A 14,680-nucleotide genomic window follows, 5' to 3' on the forward strand; every position below is an offset into this window, starting at 1 on the left:
AACAACCTGATACTGAGATACCGAAGAATCATATCCCACTGATAGCTAAATCTATTATTCCTGATAGCGATTGATATTATGGAGTGCTCATATGTCCGGTTCAAACAAGCCTCATAACCCGTCTCTCAATAGCAGTTCAAGACTCTTATCACACGCTACTTCATCACAGGAAAGCCATGATGAACGAGTCGCTGCGGTAAAGAACAATATTATCGAGTCCGGCGACCATCCTGGCATTGCCGTAGAGGAACAACTCGCGATTCTGGAGGCGTTCTCCCACCTTGAGCTAGGCAAGTTTTTACTAAAACATCACGGGTTAAATGCGTACTGGACGCATAATGTGATAACACATCAGCCAGCTCACTATGTTAATCCACTCGAAGAAATCATCTATACACAGTTACCCAGCGTTTTGGCAACACGTGAACGATTTGGTATTTTCCAACGCTTACTTCAAGAGCTCTTGCGCCCCGATGCCATCATGGTATCTGTCCCTTGTGGCATCATGGCCGATTTACTGCTGTTGGACTATACGCGACATCGAGATGTGAAATTAATCGGGATCGATCTGGATAAACAGGCGCTGGAAGAAGCGTATAAACTTGCCAGTCAGCAAGGGCTGGAAAATAAGATATCGTTGGTACTTGCTGATGCCTGGACAATTGATTTGGCAGCACAAGCAGATGTGATTACCAGCAACGGACTCAACGTCTATGAACAAGATGATGACAAAGTTACTGAGCTTTACCGCGTGTTCTACTCTGGGCTGAAACCTGGAGGTACGCTGATAACCAGCTTTATGACACCGCCACCGACTCTGTCGCAAGATTCCCCATGGATAAATACCGATCCGAAATTGCTGGCCCTCCAATCTGTACTTTTCTCACGCATTATCGGGGCAACATGGACAGCGTTTCGTACCCACAAACAAACACAGTTGCAGCTAGAGCAGGCAGGATTTACAGATATTCAATTTATTAACGATCATATGCATATGTACCCAACAGTCATCGCGAATAAACCGTTCTGAACAGGATAAAAGCGGTATCAACACGATATTTTGATCGCCGTAACCGATCAATATTGAAAAATTGATCTGTATAAACGTTTATAAAATAACCATCTCTAATGTCATCATGGTACTGAAATTCAAACAATAATGATGGCACCAGGGAAAACCAAGCCCACCAAGATGGTGGGCTTTTTACTGCCATCATGCATAAAAAAAGGGCTTAGCCTTTGGCTAAACCCCTTATCAATAACAACTTTCGGATGTTGCGAAAGCGCTATCTTAGTTAAGACGCTTTTCCACGACCTCATTTAAAAACATACACTTATCATATAAAACAAGATGTTATGTGGTTATAGATGGTAATGTTTAGTAGCCTTTATTATTCTCTGCCGCCACTTTGCCGCCACTGTAACCAGCTAAAGGGTTAAGGTGGGCGGCTTCTTCCAGATGGTCAGGGGCAAAGTGTGCGTACCTCATCGTTTCGCGAATATTGGCATGTCCAAGGATGCGCTGTAGCACCAAAATGTTCCCGCCGTTCATCATAAAATGTGACGCAAAAGTGTGCCGTAAAACGTGGGTGTTTTGCCCTTCAATAAGCTCAATGTTTGTTAAAGCCAGCATCTTTACAAAATCCTGATAGCACGGCTGGAACATCTTCCCTTGTAATTCTGATAACTCATCATGAAGCCAACGCGGGATCGGCACCGTCCGGTTTTTCTTACCTTTGGTTTTGAAGAACGTCAGCTTATACGGCGATAGCTGAGAACGGGTTAACCTTTCTGCGTCACTCCACCTTGCCCCCGTTGCCAGACACACTTTAACAATCCGCGTCAGGTAAATTTTCCCATAGCGTTCGCAGGCATCCAGCAATTGTTGAATTTGAGATGTTGTCAGCCACGACATTTCGCGATCGGCTTCTTTAAAGATGCGCATCCCTTCTAACGGATTAGGTAACGTCCACTCCCCTAGCCTTTTCAGCTCATTGAACATCGCGTAAAGGTATTGGTGTTCTCGGTTCACCGTGATTGGTTTAGCTATCCACATTTTGGGGTCAGAGTGGTAGCCGTTATCAATTTCACCACGTAGGCGTTTATCCCGGTAATGCGCCCAGTCTTTCGCTGTCAACTTAGAGGCCACGGGGTCGCCCAACCCGTTACAGATGATACGTAGTTTACCCATGCGCGATTTACTGGCACTGAGTGCCTGCCCATGCAAATTATTCCAAAGCTCAATCAGTTCACTCAGGTTGCGGCGATCCTCTTTCTCACCCAGCCACGGTTTATCTTCAACCTCACGCATGGTGTAGGTTTCAAAGGATTCCGCTTCACCTTTTGTGTTAAACGTCTTTCTTATTCGCCGGGAGTCTCGCCCGTTTGGGTAGCACTCACACAGCCATTTCCCGTTGGATAATTTTCTTACTGACATCTATTTTTATTTCTAATTGGTTAGTTTGAGAAAATACGTGCCTTCATCAACTTCGCGCAATGTACAAAAAACACCATTGAATATGAAGTGATATCTCACTCAGACTCATTCGTAAACACAGCAACAGTTTTAGTGAGGATGCTCTCTAACTCTTTTTTACTCACATTCTCAGCGGTGATTTCTTTTATCTTTTCGTTTTCTATTGCGATATGGATTTTTCGACCTTTCCTATTTTTCAGCCACTCGACGATGACATAGGCCAATAGAGCAAGATAAACGCTGGCATCTTTTGTCTTGTATACAAAATCGATAACGTCTTCTACTGTTGTGCTGGCGCTGAAACACTCTATTTTACTTAACTCAATACCGCGCTTAATGCATAATTCCCGAAAATCATCATCAACTCTCAAACGGATGCTTTGATACTCCATAGATATACTCCTTTATGCTCATACAATTTACAGGCGCCTGAGATTGACAAAAATGCTCATCAGCGCAGCGTTTGACATGTTACTGTTTGGCGAGGTTCATCGGCACATGGACAAATCTTGCTTGGCCACAAGTAAAGAAAATCTAAAGAAAGGAATCGGTATTGTACTAATAAAATAAAAATAGAAAAAATCATTATTTTTATCATTGATTTCTTACCCCATTCCTTTTTAAAAACTCTCCCCAAACTGATTTCAACACTGCAATATCACTATCATATATAGACTCAGTATTAAATGATGACAATCCATCCATGAATTTTTCATACTCATCACCATCCTCCGCAGCAGCATTATAAAAAGACATATTTGGAATGACATTACCCACAAGACTATTAATCACATCCTTCAGCCTACCGTGATTTTTACATTGTATGTAACCCAAACCAGCTTGAAAATAAAACAATGCACTTAGGTTGTAATTCCCATTTGACAAACACCCCCCCGCGACGGAGTTATTTATTCTAGCGAGACTTTCCGCTCTAAGATTTTCTATTTCAGACTTATATTCACCTTCTATTCTTTCCGTAACTTCACTTATGTTGCTTTTTAATTCAAGAAACCCAGCCTCGTTTTCAATGCGGATATCGTCCTTTAATTTTAATAATTCAGAATCCATCTCACCCCTTATATTTTCTTGCAAGCTAACACTTTGGATTTTAATTAATCTAGTTTGATAGGATGATATGACAAGAGGTATAACCACCCCCACAACACCTATCATAGCAGTGATTAGCAGTAGCAAGTTGTTAAAAGACTTTGAATAAAAAGAATCAACCTTATCTAATATTTCTATCGCATCTCGTTTTTCTTTATTTAGAGATGATACTTTCTCAGCCAATTTAGCAAGATTCTTCTCATCATCATAATAAGTGAATTCATTTATATTAGACTTCGTACCTACTGAAATGGTCGGATGATGAATATCATTAGCATCCGTTTTTTTATCGTCAGCAATTGAATGTGGCGATAGAACAACAAGAGTTAAAAGCAATAAAATCTTGCTGATAATTCCCTGAGCATTTATATAAAAAAAGCTCATATCCATGATAATAAAATCCTTATATTGCTGTTTTAAAAATAATAGTAACGATACCTTTTACAACCACTTCACCGACGGTGCAATCGAACTCACCATCACGACCACTGACGATCAGTTTATTACCCGGACGCCGCGATACAGAATACACATCTAAGGTTCCATCAATATCTAAAAGCCATGTACCGTTAGATATTTCACCCTCACCCATTTCTACCAGCCAAGCGTCTTTACCTGAGCGTATGTAGCATAGTTTTTCTTGAGTAATACCCTCTGGTAAAAATGATGCATCAATAGCACAAAATCCATCTTCTTCTAATTTACCAGCCAGCAGACGTTTTTTATCAATGGTGATGGTTTCTGGTGCATGGTCATCGACTCCTTGCACTGTCGTTGCTTTGCCCTTCCCCGTCGCCAGCCACTCAAGAGAAACGCCAGTATCCAGCGCACAGGCAATGACTACATCACCGGGGAAAAAGTTACGACGAATCCATGTGCTAATCGTCGCGGTAGAAATTCCCAGCAGGTCACCTAACTCTTTTTGTGTTCTGAATCCGTAGGCGTCCATCATCCGACGCAGCACTGCTTTCCCGCCTGATGCGAGTATCTGATCGTAAAGCGGCTTGCCTTTTAAAGCCTCCGCATCGGTTTGCAAATGCGAATTTTCAAATTCCCCTGTCACAAGCCAACTTACATCAGCACCAGTATCAAGGGCACATTGTACAATTACATTTCCGGGAACCTGTCCACGCTGTAGCCAACTAGCGACATTACTCTTAGCAATACCAAGCTTTTCCCCTAACTCCTTTTGCATGGTAAACCCATAAGAAGAAAGGATTCTTTCCAATACATCGCTAACCACTGCATTTTCAAGACGCATAAACCACCACTATGGACGCTATATTTTGTTTACAGTTAAACAAAAGCGATCTAAAGTGCTCCCATCAGCCAAGATGTGAACATAACCAAACATTACTATCAACCAACGCAGGATAATGCGATATGCAAACCGCAAAATCAACCGAACGATCTCAGGAAGGTGTTGTTTCAACGCTCAATCCTGAGCAATTCCAACAGTTAGCCACCGTATTAACTATCGCGTTAGAACCAATGCTGCGTGCCTCAATGGCGGATGTTATGACCGTCGCCGAGTTCTCTAAAGTAAGTGGTGTCAGCGATAGCCTTGTCCGTAAATGGCTTGATGACGGCACGCTTATCCGTGCAGCAGCAGGTAAAGGCCGTGCAGATAAATCTCGCGTTTTAATCAACGTGGTCGCATGGCGTGAGCGTTTGCGCCAGCAGGCCGTCAATTGCCGATACATCACGTCAAAAGCGTAATCAACAATTCGATTATTCAAACTAAAGGGAATTTCGGCATGTTTGATTATCAGATTTCCATACACCCACACTTTGACCGCGCCTGTCAGGCGTTCGCGTTAAAGCACAATCTGGCGAAGCTGGCCGGACAGGTGGGCATGAACCATCAGACCCTGCGTAACAAACTGAATCCAGACCAGCCGCACAGACTGACCTGTGACGAGCTGATGACCATCACCGATGTCACCGAAGACGCCACGCTGATCGATGGGCTTTTGGCACAGCTTAATTGCCTGCCAGCCGTGCCAGTGAATGAGGCAAAGGCGGAACGGCTAACCACGTATGTATTGCAGGCCACCGCCGCAGTGGGCGCGGTTGCTGCTGAAAGCATATCGGATGAGCGTATGACGCCAGTGCGTCGTCATAACGTGATCGAGAGTATCAACGCGGGTGTGCGTTATTTGTCGCTGGTCGGCTTAACGTTGCAGGCGCGTATTCAAGCTAACCCCGCGTTAGCGTCAACCGTAGATGCACTGAGCGGTATTAGTGCGTCGTTGAATATTGGGTGAGAATAAGGAGTTTATGAAAAATTTTATTGTATTAGTAGACAATGAAAAAAAAGTAATCATTGATGCTAGTGAGGTTAAATGTGTTCACGCATTCAACTATGCAGATGAAGAAACCAAGATTTTATTAAATGGCAATAGTTCAGTGCGAGTTAATTTGTGTATTGATGTGGTTCTGGAAAAATTAGGGATAGCTATTTTGTGAGTAAGGGGCATAAGCCCCTTATTCTATTCCCATTCAGAAGCTTGTAGTTTTTCATCAAGCTTAGCTTCGAGCCACTCATAGTGTTTATCGAAGTCACTCTGAATATTGCCAAGAGAAATGCTGTCATCACGAATCATTTTTATAACTTCCAGTGTTTTGCTGAAAAGGAATAACGTTTTCTCATCTGTACTCATAACCAATTTCCTTGTGGTTGATTGTTTTGGCGAACTAATCCTACCACAGAACCATGCGCCGGGCATGGCTAAAACCCGGCATCTATTTGCAACCGTCTATCCGTGGGCGGTTACCAATAGGAAGGAGGAAACCATGCAAGCACCAATATCAATCGCGCCGTTCCTCTGGTGGCACCAGACGGAGACAAAGCCCGATTTTACGATCACCAAAGGCAAAGGCCGTCAGGGGATCATCATCCGTACCCGCTCGGCGAATTATGCCCAGCGGGCTATCCGTTCTATCAAGTCAGTGATACGGGGGAAAGTATGACAGCCTTTACCGTCAGCAGTATGCAGAACTTACCCGCCGGGCTGCGTAACGTGATCGGCAAACACTTTGCGGATAGCCGCTGGCGTGAAACCTGTGCCTATTACAACAGCCTGCATGAGCGTGACCGTTTGACAGTCTGCTTTCATGCACAGATGAAAAAGAGCCAGACCGTTTACCGTCTGGAAGAAATACCAACCGCAGAGCGTGAGCGGATTGTTTGCGCGATTGATGAACTGCGCCGGGCTTTTTCAAAGGGGCGTAATCGGGGCGTAAATACTTCAACGTTTCTGAGTTGGTTAAATGTCGGCGAGAGAAAAACCCTATTTATGCACGCTGGGTTAACTGAAAAAGAATTTAATCAACCCTATTGGCGCATTGACGATGAATCATGCCAATGGCGTAAACCAATATTACGCGCATTAAATGAGCTTGTGAGTTTATTTGAAGCAGCCCCCGACATTCTGACGGCAATTAAACCCGAAGAATATCTGAGTTAAATCCACCTGAAATTAATTAGGCGCTTAACCGCGTCGGGAATCCCTTTATCTGAAGATTATATGCACATGTATAAAACAGTAGGTCAGGCGATGAACCGTAAAGCCGGAAGTGAAGGCGTTCAGTTAATGCTTTCTCAGGCACGTAACGAGGCGAAGGCGGATGCGCACGTTTCGTTTTCTTGTCGTTTAAATGATTTAGCCACTCACGTTTCTATTCATGAATTAAGTAATTTGGAAATTATCGAATTATTACGTCAGGAAGCTGACACTTTTTATCATTCACGCTTAGATATTCAGGAGGTGATGTAATGGAAAACCCCGCTTATAACCGCGTCGATATTAACGGCAATTATGCAATAGCTAAAGTCGGCTATGACTTTGCGCTGGGTGAAATTAAATGCGGGAAAGAAGACGGCGACCAGCCTTATTTATCCACACTGGCCGTTTATCAGAATCCCGTCAGCCTCATTAACGATTTTGTGCATCGTGCTATCGCCACCGAAATTTGGCGCGGGAACGTCACCGATGCAAAGAAACTGCTGACCGAAAGCAAACGCTTTGCGGCGCTGTGCCAGTCGGCATTTGACCAGCTCAACAACGATAAGGAGCACGAGTGATGCCGGATTTAATGGACATGGTGCAGCAGCGCCAGCAAGACATGTTAGACCACCAGATCGCCAACGCTCGGAACAGATTGCCTGTTGTATCTGCGTGTATCGGCGAAGAGTGTGATAACCCCATTCCCGAAGCGCGCCGCGCTGCAATCGTAGGCGTGACCCGCTGCGCGCCCTGTCAGGATATTCTCGAAAAGAAACGTAAGCATTATCGGGGTGGGTTATGAGTTCTATTTCTTTTACCTGTGGCAAGAAACAGATTTCAGTACCTAGCGAAGATGTTGCTTTTTACTTTCCGTCAATCGTCGAAAACGGCACTTTCTTTGTGACGACGAAAGATGGCAAACAGTACAGAGCAACCAGTTTAAGAGAAAATACAACTGCCCACCGGGGCGTGTGCTCCGGCGCTACGCTATGAATCATACCCACCGGGTGCGCTCCGCTCCCACCCCACCGCCACCTTTCCCCAGCAGCACCCGCGAGGCGTTCGTGGGTGCGCATTCATGGAACGCCCCGCGCCCGGCCATCGTGCCGGAAGAAAGGCAGCTTACCCGTGAGGAATGGACTCAGGGGCAAGCCGTTTTAGCAAAAATTGACCAGCAACCGCACTTCCTGCGCGAGATCTGCCTGAGTCGCTACGTTTACCTGCAAAAAAATAAAGGTCAGTTAAGCGCCCATCGTTTTCTGGTTAACAGCTTTATGCAACGTATGTGGCCGCGTATTGAGGCAATCAACACCCGCCATGCCATGAATCGCCATGCCTGCGAGCGTTTCCTGTCTGAATCTGACGCCTATCAAACGCTACCCGGCATGAATGACAAAGCGCTGGGGCGTCTGGCTGCGCGTATTTCCGGCCAGATATTTTCTGCGTATGAGGAACTGAGCGATGCCATGAAAGAGGAGCTCGGCGGCCAGCCTGATGCACTCTTTACCGATGCAGCACAGGCCGAGCTTTTCGGCCATGTCGCCAGCATGGCGCGTGCGTTCAATATTACCCCGCTGTTCTGGAAGAACTACCGCAAAGGTACGCTGGATATACGCAAGGCGATAGCCAGCGTTTCCCGTCTGATTAATGAGGAATGGTGGGCTCGCCAGCTTAAAGCCCAGCGTACCCGCTGGCGTGAGGCGCTGAATATTGCCGTCGGTCAGGTCAGTAAAAAAGCGTCACCCTATGCCAGCAAGATGGCGATCCGCGATGTACAGGCGCGTCGCCTCGCCAACATGGATTACCTGAAAAACTGTGAACTGGAGAACGTCGCAACAGGCGAACGTATAGACCTGATCGACAAGGTAATGGCAAGTATTTCTAACCCTGAAATTCGCCGTATGGAGCTGATGAGCACAATCGCCGGGATTGAGCGTTACGCCAGCGAACAGCGCGACGTCGGGATGTTTATCACCATCACTACCCCGTCGAAATATCACCCGACCCGCGTGATCGGCAAGGGCGAAAACGAGAAAGTCCAGTTTAACCGGAACTGGGACAATGAAGCCTTTACGCCGAAAGACGGCCAACGGTATCTGGTCAGGATATGGGGAAAGATGCGCACGGCATTTAAAGACGCAGATCTGAAAGTTTACGGGATGCGTGTTGTCGAGCCACACCACGACGGGACACCACACTGGCACATGATGCTGTTTTGCAAGCGCATACATCGCCAGTCAGTCATCGACATTATGCGACGCTATGCCCTGAAAGAAGACGGCAACGAACGCGGCGCAGCAAAATACCGCTTTGAATGTAAGCACCTCAATAAAGGCGGCGCGGCTGGCTATATCGCTAAGTACATCGCCAAAAATATCGACGGCTACGCGCTCGATGGTGAGATCGACAAAGACACAGGAAAGCCCCTGCGGGATATGGCAGCCGCTGTTACCGCGTGGGCGTCAACGTGGCGTATCCCCCAATTTAAACCTATCGGTCTCCCCACGATGGGCGCTTACCGCGAATGCCGTAGCGGCACGTTACGTAGCGTCAATCTTACTGACCAGTTTGACGAACAGGTCGAAGCGGTTCGCTTTGCTGCTGACGCTGGAAAATTTGACGCCTACATGACCGCACAGGGCGGCGCGAATGTTTCCCGTGAGCTGCAAACGGTACGCGTTGCGCGCCGGGTGTCGGACAAGCTCAACGAGTATGACGAAGAGGTGCAAAAGGTTGTCGGGATTTTCGCCCCGCACTTGGGCGAAGGACATGTTTTTGAAACCCGGACAACCGAGTGGCGCATCGTTTCTAAAGCCGTTGCCGTTGAGCCTTTGACTTTAAAAAGCGCCCCCGGCGCGCCTCGGAGTCCTGTCAATAACTGTGGGTTGGGTTCTCAACGGTCGGGCGCAGATGTCAAAAAGAAGGCTGAAAACAGCGGCATAGCGGCGACATCAGAAACCGACAACCCAGCGATTGACTGGAGTGACGACGCGGCTGTGAGGGCGCTAGGAATGCGTCTGCGTGAACAATCCGTCAGGAAAAACCATAAGCAACGAGACTTTAACCCCAATACCCTCCGCGATCCGTCACCGTCAGCCAGATTGACGGGTGAAGAACGGGAGCGGATACCCCGCATTCAGGGTGATTTGATGCAGCGCGGCATCACCGTGCAGCGCTGGGAGCTGGAAGCGCTGGCGCGTGGGGCAAAAATGAAAGTTGACGGCGAACTTATTTCATACCCGGTTGCTGATGAGTGGCCGGGGTTTAGTAATCAGATGGAGATTTTTAAATGACCAGTGTCAATCAGTTGATTAGAGCACATGTTAGCAAGCTAGAATTTTTGCGTAATACATCATCAAAAGTGATGCAGGAATTTGCGGATGAACTAGGATGCGGAAAAGATAATGAGTCAATTTTGGATGCTATTATTGAGCTTAAACAACAAGTTATAAAATTAGAGGCGCGGTCAGTCAATTTGCCATCATTGCCTATTCTCGGTAGTAATGCTGAGTGGTATCAGGGGTTTGCAGCCGGGGCGCGTTCTATGCGGAAAGATTGTATAGGGGCAATAAACGCCGCAGGCATAGGGGCAAAATAATGCATCAGTTAACGCGAGAAATTCCGCAATTTACGTTGCGCCACCTGAAATTAGCCGGGGTAATTCAACGCTTACAGGACATCATGGTTAAAGAAAATATTACACCAGATGAGTTGGTTAGTTGTTCTGAGGCGGTCAGAGATAGCCAGAGGCGAATAGATTCAGTTTTGCAGAGAAAAAACGGGGGAAATAATGTCTAAATCCCCACCAGTCTAGCGGGTCGGAGGGTTGGAAAACTCAAGGCTGGCATTCTTTAAAGTTGATTTTGTGACATGTCGCTGCGTGAAATGTTTTAGTGACATGCCACGCCTTTATTGCGGTGATGGACACATAACAAATCAATCACACGTAGCGAACTAAGTGATTGACGAAAATTTCAATATGTAAAATACTGTATGCGCATACAGTAAAAATAAGGAAATGGCACCCCTTGGAAAACACGGAACACATACAAGCCATTTTGTCGCGGGTTCAGTTAATCGCTGACATATCGTTAGTGGCTCAGTGCGATGTAGACGAATTAAAAACCGCAATGTCAATCATTGCGGATTTGGCGAACGGCACGATAGAAACCAGAGAAAGCTGGCAGATTAGTGAAGTGCCAAGATTACTAGGATATCTAAAGAACAGCTAAAAAGGTGAAATAAACGTCTATAGGCAGTCAGTAAAGTGTTGAAAGTCCTAAAAGCACTTGCAAAGCATCTTGACTTAGACTTAAGTTAGAGGAACAAAATAATGATCTAAATGTCATAACAAGTAGATGTTGGTGCAAGCGAATTGGTTCTTTGTTGCTAATAAGGCGTTTGAGACGTAGAATACGCCGCCCATCTTTAAGGCATCATAGTAGGATGATAGTTACAAAAGATAGCAATAACTACCTGATAAACGGAATTTATCATCTCATAACGGAGGTTATCATGCCTAAATTACTCATGAGATTATTTGGCGTATCTTCACACGTAGAGATGATTCAACGCCTTCATGAAGCAGGTATAAAGGATATCGAGGTCACTGATCGAGGTGGACTTGTTGTAAATAATGCTCATGAAGGTATGGCAGAAGAACGGGCTGACGCAAAACGAATTGTTGCTGAAGACACGGAAGAGATAAGAAACCAAACTAGCGCAGGATAAGCCTATAAATGTTTGCATTGCTAATAATCCCGCTACTTGTTAGCGGGTGTCTTATTGCTACTTCGCCAAATAACTTTAAATTATACTTCAAACTGCATAGATATGATGGGCAGTTATTATATATGAAGGCGGCGACTTACGGAACGTTGAGCCTGTCAGTAATTCTGTGTAACTGCCCAGTCGTTAAAGGTGATCGCTCAGGCGGTCACCGAACTCGATAATAAAACGACTCATCGCCAGTCGCCAGTTCTGGATCGGCATACTCCATTTTTTCGACGCATCCCTGATCGCCAGATAAATCACTTTCCGTACCGAGTCATCTGTCGGGAACACTTTACGTTTCTTTATCGCCTGACGGATTACGCTGTTCAGCGATTCGATAGCGTTTGTGGTGTAGATGGCCTTGCGGATATCCGGTGGATAGTTGAAGAACGTATTCAGGTTTTCCCAGTGCGCACGCCAGCTTTTGCTGATTTGCGGGTATTTATCGTCCCAGACTTTCGCGAACGCATCCAGCGCCATCAGTGCCGCCTCTTCGGTCGGGGCCTGATAAACCGCCTTCAGCCCGCTGGTGACCGCTTTGTAGTCCTTCCAGGATACGTATTTCAGGCTGTTACGCACCATATGGATGATGAACAGCTGGATATGGGTCTGGGGGTAGACGCTGTTTATCGCATCCGGGAAGCCCTTCAGCCCGTCCACACAGGCAATCAGGATGTCCTGAAGACCCCTATTTTTCAGCTCCGTCAGCACGTTCAGCCAAAACTTTGCGCCTTCATTTTCGGCCAGCCACATACCCAGTAATTCTTTCTGGCCTTCGAGATTAATACCTAAGGCCAGGAAAACAGCTTTGTTTATCACACTGCCATTCTGACGGACTTTTACGACAATGCAGTCCATATAAACAATGGGATACAGCGCATCCAGTTGCCGGTTTTGCCACTCAGTAACCTGCTCTTTTACCGCGTCGGTGACCTTAGATATCAGCGTGGGCGACACATCAGCGTCGTACATTTCTTTGAAGGTAGCGACGATTTCGCGGGTGGCCATTCCTTTGGCGTAGAGGGATAAAATCTGGCTGTCCATCTGCGTAATGCGCGTCTGGTTCTTCTTAATCAGCTGCGGTTCGAAGGTATTTTCACGGTCACGCGGCGTGTTCAGTTCTATCTCGCCGTCATCGCACAACACCGTTTTTGACGAGTAGCCATTACGGGTGTTTGAACCTGTTTTGGGGGCGTTTTTCTCATGCCCGAGGTGGTCAGTCAGCTCCGCATTGAGCGCCGTTTCGACGGTTAATTTCGTCAGCATACGGGAAAACTGATTGAGGTCGGCTTCGGTTTTAAGACCTTTAGCCAGTTCAGCCGCGAGGGCTTTGAGTTTCTTTTCGTCCATAATTGCCTGTCTCCTTTGCTGGAGTGAACATATCAAAAACAGGCAATTACACAATTTTAATTACAGTCTCGGAACGTTTGCCGTTTTGTTCTCAATTTTTTTTGCCTATACAGTTAAATTTATATTCCCAGATATAAAACTTGTAACGTGGACGTCTGATTTTATAGACTTTAGCAAGGATTATAAATCTAACAGAGCGGCGGCTTGGCTTATACTTCTTTCTTTAGCGTCAATTATATTCTCAATAATATATTTATTATTAATAAGATTAGCAAACTATTTAACGGCAACCGCCCTTCTTAAGCTCATTAAAAGTAATGGAATTTTTAAAGACGCAAGTCTTTCAATGAAAAACAATTCTCCTAATGATGATGCGGTTCAAAGTCTGGATTTTTATAAACAAGCCATTAGGCTTTCCGCATTGGCTTCTGTTCTGCCAGCAGGTTCGTTAGGAAGGCTTTTTTTTGATTCTGCGACAAAAAGAAAGAATGTCCTAATAACGTTAAAAAGTAGAAAGGTTTATGTTGGTCGAGTAAAAACCATAAGTGAACCGAATGAGATAGATAGCCCTAGTCAAGAGATATCAATAATACCATTAATGTCTGGATACAGAGAGAAGGACACATTGCGAATTTTCTTCATTAATGATTATGATGGCCTAGACTCTGTCGATACAGGAATTGTTATCCCAACTACCGAAATTTGCCATGCATCTTGGTTTAATATGGATATACACAAAGAAGTTGATAATAACAGAGAAAAAAAAGCGATTGAAAACTCTAATTTAACGAATTGTTAATTACCTAGCAGAGCAATGCATGCATAACCCGCATGATTTTGCATGATGATCTACTGCCAATTTATCCCCGTTAACGCCACGGCTGGCGCGGATCGCGCTGGATCGTGCGAGTGCATGAAAACCGACACACAAAGCGGGCAGGCGTGGCGGGGATAGCATTGCGCGCGAGGGTGTAAAGGCGTGATTCATCCCGTGCCACTGCGCCCCGCTGTGAGGCGTTCCGTATTGATATCATGCGTGGAGTTGGTTTTTCATTAGTGCGCGTAGAACGCGATTGGTGACGCTGGTGTTGCCGCTTAAGTTCTTTAGCCCAACCGTTCTTCCAGTGATCGTAGTCGTTTTTCAATTTGTTCTAGCAATTTATAGTATTTGTCAGCTCCTTCTCTATCGTACTGAACTTCTGCTGTGATCAAGCGATCAGCGATTTCTTGCTGTTGCATCCTCGCCTCATCAATTTCTTGAGCTGTACGAAGTGCTTTTTCTATTGCTGCTACAGCTTCAGCATTAACAGAACGCTTATTTCTTGCGGCAAGTGAATGCAACTCTTCCTTCAACTCCTGAGGTAGTCGAATATTAATTTTTGGTTCATCTCTAGCCATAACACCCCCATCAACGAATGATCGTTGACATGGTGGCACCGTGGGACTACATTATCAATGGTTCCAC

At 45.7% G+C, this 14,680-nt stretch carries 20 protein-coding genes; 13 read left to right on the plus strand and 7 right to left on the minus strand.

Going from position 1 to position 14,680, the window contains the following annotated elements; genetic code table 11:
• Nucleotides 1-91: 91 nt before the first annotated feature.
• A complete protein-coding gene (locus tag LOZ86_RS16390; RefSeq protein WP_039483930.1) occupies nucleotides 92-1,030 on the plus strand; it encodes a class I SAM-dependent methyltransferase in 939 nt (312 codons plus the stop codon).
• Nucleotides 1,031-1,378: 348 nt separating this feature from the next.
• Here LOZ86_RS16390 and LOZ86_RS16395 read toward each other — a convergent pair whose 3' ends face one another.
• The 4 genes from LOZ86_RS16395 to LOZ86_RS16410 all read right to left on the minus strand — a co-directional run bounded on the left by LOZ86_RS16395 (nucleotide 1,379) and on the right by LOZ86_RS16410 (nucleotide 4,844).
• The gene (locus LOZ86_RS16395; protein WP_230242336.1) at nucleotides 1,379-2,437 is read right to left on the minus strand and encodes a site-specific integrase; all 1,059 of its coding nucleotides are present in this window, start codon (nucleotides 2,435-2,437) and stop codon (nucleotides 1,379-1,381) included.
• A gap of 95 nt (nucleotides 2,438-2,532) precedes the next feature.
• Nucleotides 2,533-2,868, minus strand: coding sequence for a hypothetical protein (locus tag LOZ86_RS16400; RefSeq protein WP_230242338.1), 336 nt, complete (start codon nucleotides 2,866-2,868; stop codon nucleotides 2,533-2,535).
• Between the two features lie 202 nt (nucleotides 2,869-3,070).
• Complete coding sequence (locus tag LOZ86_RS16405; protein WP_230242340.1) at nucleotides 3,071-3,973, minus strand: hypothetical protein; 903 nt, start codon at nucleotides 3,971-3,973, stop codon at nucleotides 3,071-3,073.
• A gap of 13 nt (nucleotides 3,974-3,986) precedes the next feature.
• Nucleotides 3,987-4,844: a phage repressor protein CI gene (locus tag LOZ86_RS16410; protein ID WP_230242342.1), complete on the minus strand. Its 858-nt coding sequence runs from the start codon at nucleotides 4,842-4,844 to the stop codon at nucleotides 3,987-3,989.
• A 122-nt stretch (nucleotides 4,845-4,966) separates the two neighbouring features.
• Between LOZ86_RS16410 and LOZ86_RS16415 the strand changes: the two genes are divergently transcribed.
• From LOZ86_RS16415 to LOZ86_RS16425, 3 genes are read left to right on the plus strand one after another with little or no spacing between them, the layout of a single operon-like run.
• Entirely contained in the window at nucleotides 4,967-5,302 is a 336-nt protein-coding gene (locus LOZ86_RS16415) for a Cro/Cl family transcriptional regulator (protein ID WP_230242344.1), read from the plus strand.
• Between the two features lie 38 nt (nucleotides 5,303-5,340).
• Nucleotides 5,341-5,850, plus strand: a complete 510-nt coding sequence (locus tag LOZ86_RS16420; RefSeq protein ID WP_230242345.1) for a phage regulatory CII family protein — start codon at nucleotides 5,341-5,343, stop codon at nucleotides 5,848-5,850.
• Between the two features lie 13 nt (nucleotides 5,851-5,863).
• Complete coding sequence (locus LOZ86_RS16425; protein WP_230242347.1) at nucleotides 5,864-6,052, plus strand: hypothetical protein; 189 nt, start codon at nucleotides 5,864-5,866, stop codon at nucleotides 6,050-6,052.
• Between the two features lie 23 nt (nucleotides 6,053-6,075).
• Here the strand turns inward: LOZ86_RS16425 and LOZ86_RS16430 are convergent, their stop codons facing one another.
• Nucleotides 6,076-6,246 (minus strand): hypothetical protein, encoded by a 171-nt coding sequence (locus LOZ86_RS16430; protein ID WP_230242349.1) that lies wholly within the window; start codon nucleotides 6,244-6,246, stop codon nucleotides 6,076-6,078.
• A 133-nt stretch (nucleotides 6,247-6,379) separates the two neighbouring features.
• On the opposite strand from LOZ86_RS16430, the gene LOZ86_RS16435 reads away from it, so the two are divergent.
• From LOZ86_RS16435 to LOZ86_RS16475, 8 genes are all read left to right on the plus strand, one after another.
• Nucleotides 6,380-6,556, plus strand: coding sequence for a hypothetical protein (locus LOZ86_RS16435; protein WP_230242350.1), 177 nt, complete (start codon nucleotides 6,380-6,382; stop codon nucleotides 6,554-6,556).
• Entirely contained in the window at nucleotides 6,553-7,053 is a 501-nt protein-coding gene (locus tag LOZ86_RS16440; protein ID WP_230242357.1) for a replication protein B, read from the plus strand. The genes LOZ86_RS16435 and LOZ86_RS16440 overlap by 4 nt, the downstream gene beginning before the upstream one ends.
• 66 nt (nucleotides 7,054-7,119) lie before the next feature.
• Nucleotides 7,120-7,362, plus strand: a complete 243-nt coding sequence (locus LOZ86_RS16445; RefSeq protein ID WP_230242359.1) for a DUF2732 family protein — start codon at nucleotides 7,120-7,122, stop codon at nucleotides 7,360-7,362.
• Nucleotides 7,362-7,670 (plus strand): DUF5405 family protein, encoded by a 309-nt coding sequence (locus LOZ86_RS16450; protein ID WP_230242372.1) that lies wholly within the window; start codon nucleotides 7,362-7,364, stop codon nucleotides 7,668-7,670. The genes LOZ86_RS16445 and LOZ86_RS16450 overlap by 1 nt, the downstream gene beginning before the upstream one ends.
• Nucleotides 7,670-7,894 (plus strand): TraR/DksA family transcriptional regulator, encoded by a 225-nt coding sequence (locus LOZ86_RS16455; RefSeq protein ID WP_230243169.1) that lies wholly within the window; start codon nucleotides 7,670-7,672, stop codon nucleotides 7,892-7,894. The genes LOZ86_RS16450 and LOZ86_RS16455 overlap by 1 nt, the downstream gene beginning before the upstream one ends.
• Nucleotides 7,895-8,081: 187 nt before the next feature.
• Nucleotides 8,082-10,385 carry a replication endonuclease gene (locus LOZ86_RS16460; protein WP_230242374.1) on the plus strand — a complete coding sequence of 768 codons (2,304 nt, stop codon included), beginning with the start codon at nucleotides 8,082-8,084 and terminating at the stop codon, nucleotides 10,383-10,385.
• Nucleotides 10,382-10,690: a hypothetical protein gene (locus LOZ86_RS16465; RefSeq protein WP_230242376.1), complete on the plus strand. Its 309-nt coding sequence runs from the start codon at nucleotides 10,382-10,384 to the stop codon at nucleotides 10,688-10,690. Before LOZ86_RS16460 ends, LOZ86_RS16465 begins: the two co-directional genes overlap by 4 nt.
• A 917-nt stretch (nucleotides 10,691-11,607) precedes the next feature.
• The gene (locus tag LOZ86_RS16475; RefSeq protein WP_230242379.1) at nucleotides 11,608-11,823 is read left to right on the plus strand and encodes a hypothetical protein; all 216 of its coding nucleotides are present in this window, start codon (nucleotides 11,608-11,610) and stop codon (nucleotides 11,821-11,823) included.
• 183 nt (nucleotides 11,824-12,006) lie between these two features.
• Here the strand turns inward: LOZ86_RS16475 and LOZ86_RS16480 are convergent, their stop codons facing one another.
• A complete protein-coding gene (locus tag LOZ86_RS16480) occupies nucleotides 12,007-13,215 on the minus strand; it encodes an IS256 family transposase (protein WP_230242335.1) in 1,209 nt (402 codons plus the stop codon).
• 85 nt (nucleotides 13,216-13,300) lie between these two features.
• Here LOZ86_RS16480 and LOZ86_RS16485 point away from each other — a divergent pair, with 85 nt between their 5' ends.
• Entirely contained in the window at nucleotides 13,301-14,014 is a 714-nt protein-coding gene (locus tag LOZ86_RS16485) for a hypothetical protein (protein WP_230242381.1), read from the plus strand.
• 305 nt (nucleotides 14,015-14,319) lie between these two features.
• Here LOZ86_RS16485 and LOZ86_RS16490 read toward each other — a convergent pair whose 3' ends face one another.
• Nucleotides 14,320-14,613: an Arc family DNA-binding protein gene (locus LOZ86_RS16490; protein ID WP_230242397.1), complete on the minus strand. Its 294-nt coding sequence runs from the start codon at nucleotides 14,611-14,613 to the stop codon at nucleotides 14,320-14,322.
• Between the last annotated feature and the right edge of the window lie 67 nt (nucleotides 14,614-14,680).

The sequence above is a fragment of the Pectobacterium parvum genome, assembly GCF_020971565.1.
Lineage (GTDB): Bacteria > Pseudomonadota > Gammaproteobacteria > Enterobacterales > Enterobacteriaceae > Pectobacterium > Pectobacterium polare.

What these genes read in the sequence shown, in the direction of transcription:
- LOZ86_RS16430 (WP_230242349.1), bottom strand. Translation starts at nt 6,246, where the DNA reads ATGAGTACAGATGAGAAAACGTTATTCCTTTTCAGCAAAACACTGGAA.
- LOZ86_RS16400 (WP_230242338.1), bottom strand. Translation starts at nt 2,868, where the DNA reads ATGGAGTATCAAAGCATCCGTTTGAGAGTTGATGATGATTTTCGGGAA.
- LOZ86_RS16415 (WP_230242344.1), top strand. Translation starts at nt 4,967, where the DNA reads ATGCAAACCGCAAAATCAACCGAACGATCTCAGGAAGGTGTTGTTTCA.
- LOZ86_RS16390 (WP_039483930.1), top strand. Translation starts at nt 92, where the DNA reads ATGTCCGGTTCAAACAAGCCTCATAACCCGTCTCTCAATAGCAGTTCA.
- LOZ86_RS16465 (WP_230242376.1), top strand. Translation starts at nt 10,382, where the DNA reads ATGACCAGTGTCAATCAGTTGATTAGAGCACATGTTAGCAAGCTAGAA.
- LOZ86_RS16435 (WP_230242350.1), top strand. Translation starts at nt 6,380, where the DNA reads ATGCAAGCACCAATATCAATCGCGCCGTTCCTCTGGTGGCACCAGACG.
- LOZ86_RS16460 (WP_230242374.1), top strand. Translation starts at nt 8,082, where the DNA reads ATGAATCATACCCACCGGGTGCGCTCCGCTCCCACCCCACCGCCACCT.
- LOZ86_RS16455 (WP_230243169.1), top strand. Translation starts at nt 7,670, where the DNA reads ATGCCGGATTTAATGGACATGGTGCAGCAGCGCCAGCAAGACATGTTA.
- LOZ86_RS16425 (WP_230242347.1), top strand. Translation starts at nt 5,864, where the DNA reads ATGAAAAATTTTATTGTATTAGTAGACAATGAAAAAAAAGTAATCATT.
- LOZ86_RS16405 (WP_230242340.1), bottom strand. Translation starts at nt 3,973, where the DNA reads ATGGATATGAGCTTTTTTTATATAAATGCTCAGGGAATTATCAGCAAG.
- LOZ86_RS16440 (WP_230242357.1), top strand. Translation starts at nt 6,553, where the DNA reads ATGACAGCCTTTACCGTCAGCAGTATGCAGAACTTACCCGCCGGGCTG.
- LOZ86_RS16490 (WP_230242397.1), bottom strand. Translation starts at nt 14,613, where the DNA reads ATGGCTAGAGATGAACCAAAAATTAATATTCGACTACCTCAGGAGTTG.
- LOZ86_RS16480 (WP_230242335.1), bottom strand. Translation starts at nt 13,215, where the DNA reads ATGGACGAAAAGAAACTCAAAGCCCTCGCGGCTGAACTGGCTAAAGGT.
- LOZ86_RS16450 (WP_230242372.1), top strand. Translation starts at nt 7,362, where the DNA reads ATGGAAAACCCCGCTTATAACCGCGTCGATATTAACGGCAATTATGCA.
- LOZ86_RS16410 (WP_230242342.1), bottom strand. Translation starts at nt 4,844, where the DNA reads ATGCGTCTTGAAAATGCAGTGGTTAGCGATGTATTGGAAAGAATCCTT.
- LOZ86_RS16420 (WP_230242345.1), top strand. Translation starts at nt 5,341, where the DNA reads ATGTTTGATTATCAGATTTCCATACACCCACACTTTGACCGCGCCTGT.
- LOZ86_RS16475 (WP_230242379.1), top strand. Translation starts at nt 11,608, where the DNA reads ATGCCTAAATTACTCATGAGATTATTTGGCGTATCTTCACACGTAGAG.
- LOZ86_RS16395 (WP_230242336.1), bottom strand. Translation starts at nt 2,437, where the DNA reads ATGTCAGTAAGAAAATTATCCAACGGGAAATGGCTGTGTGAGTGCTAC.
- LOZ86_RS16445 (WP_230242359.1), top strand. Translation starts at nt 7,120, where the DNA reads ATGTATAAAACAGTAGGTCAGGCGATGAACCGTAAAGCCGGAAGTGAA.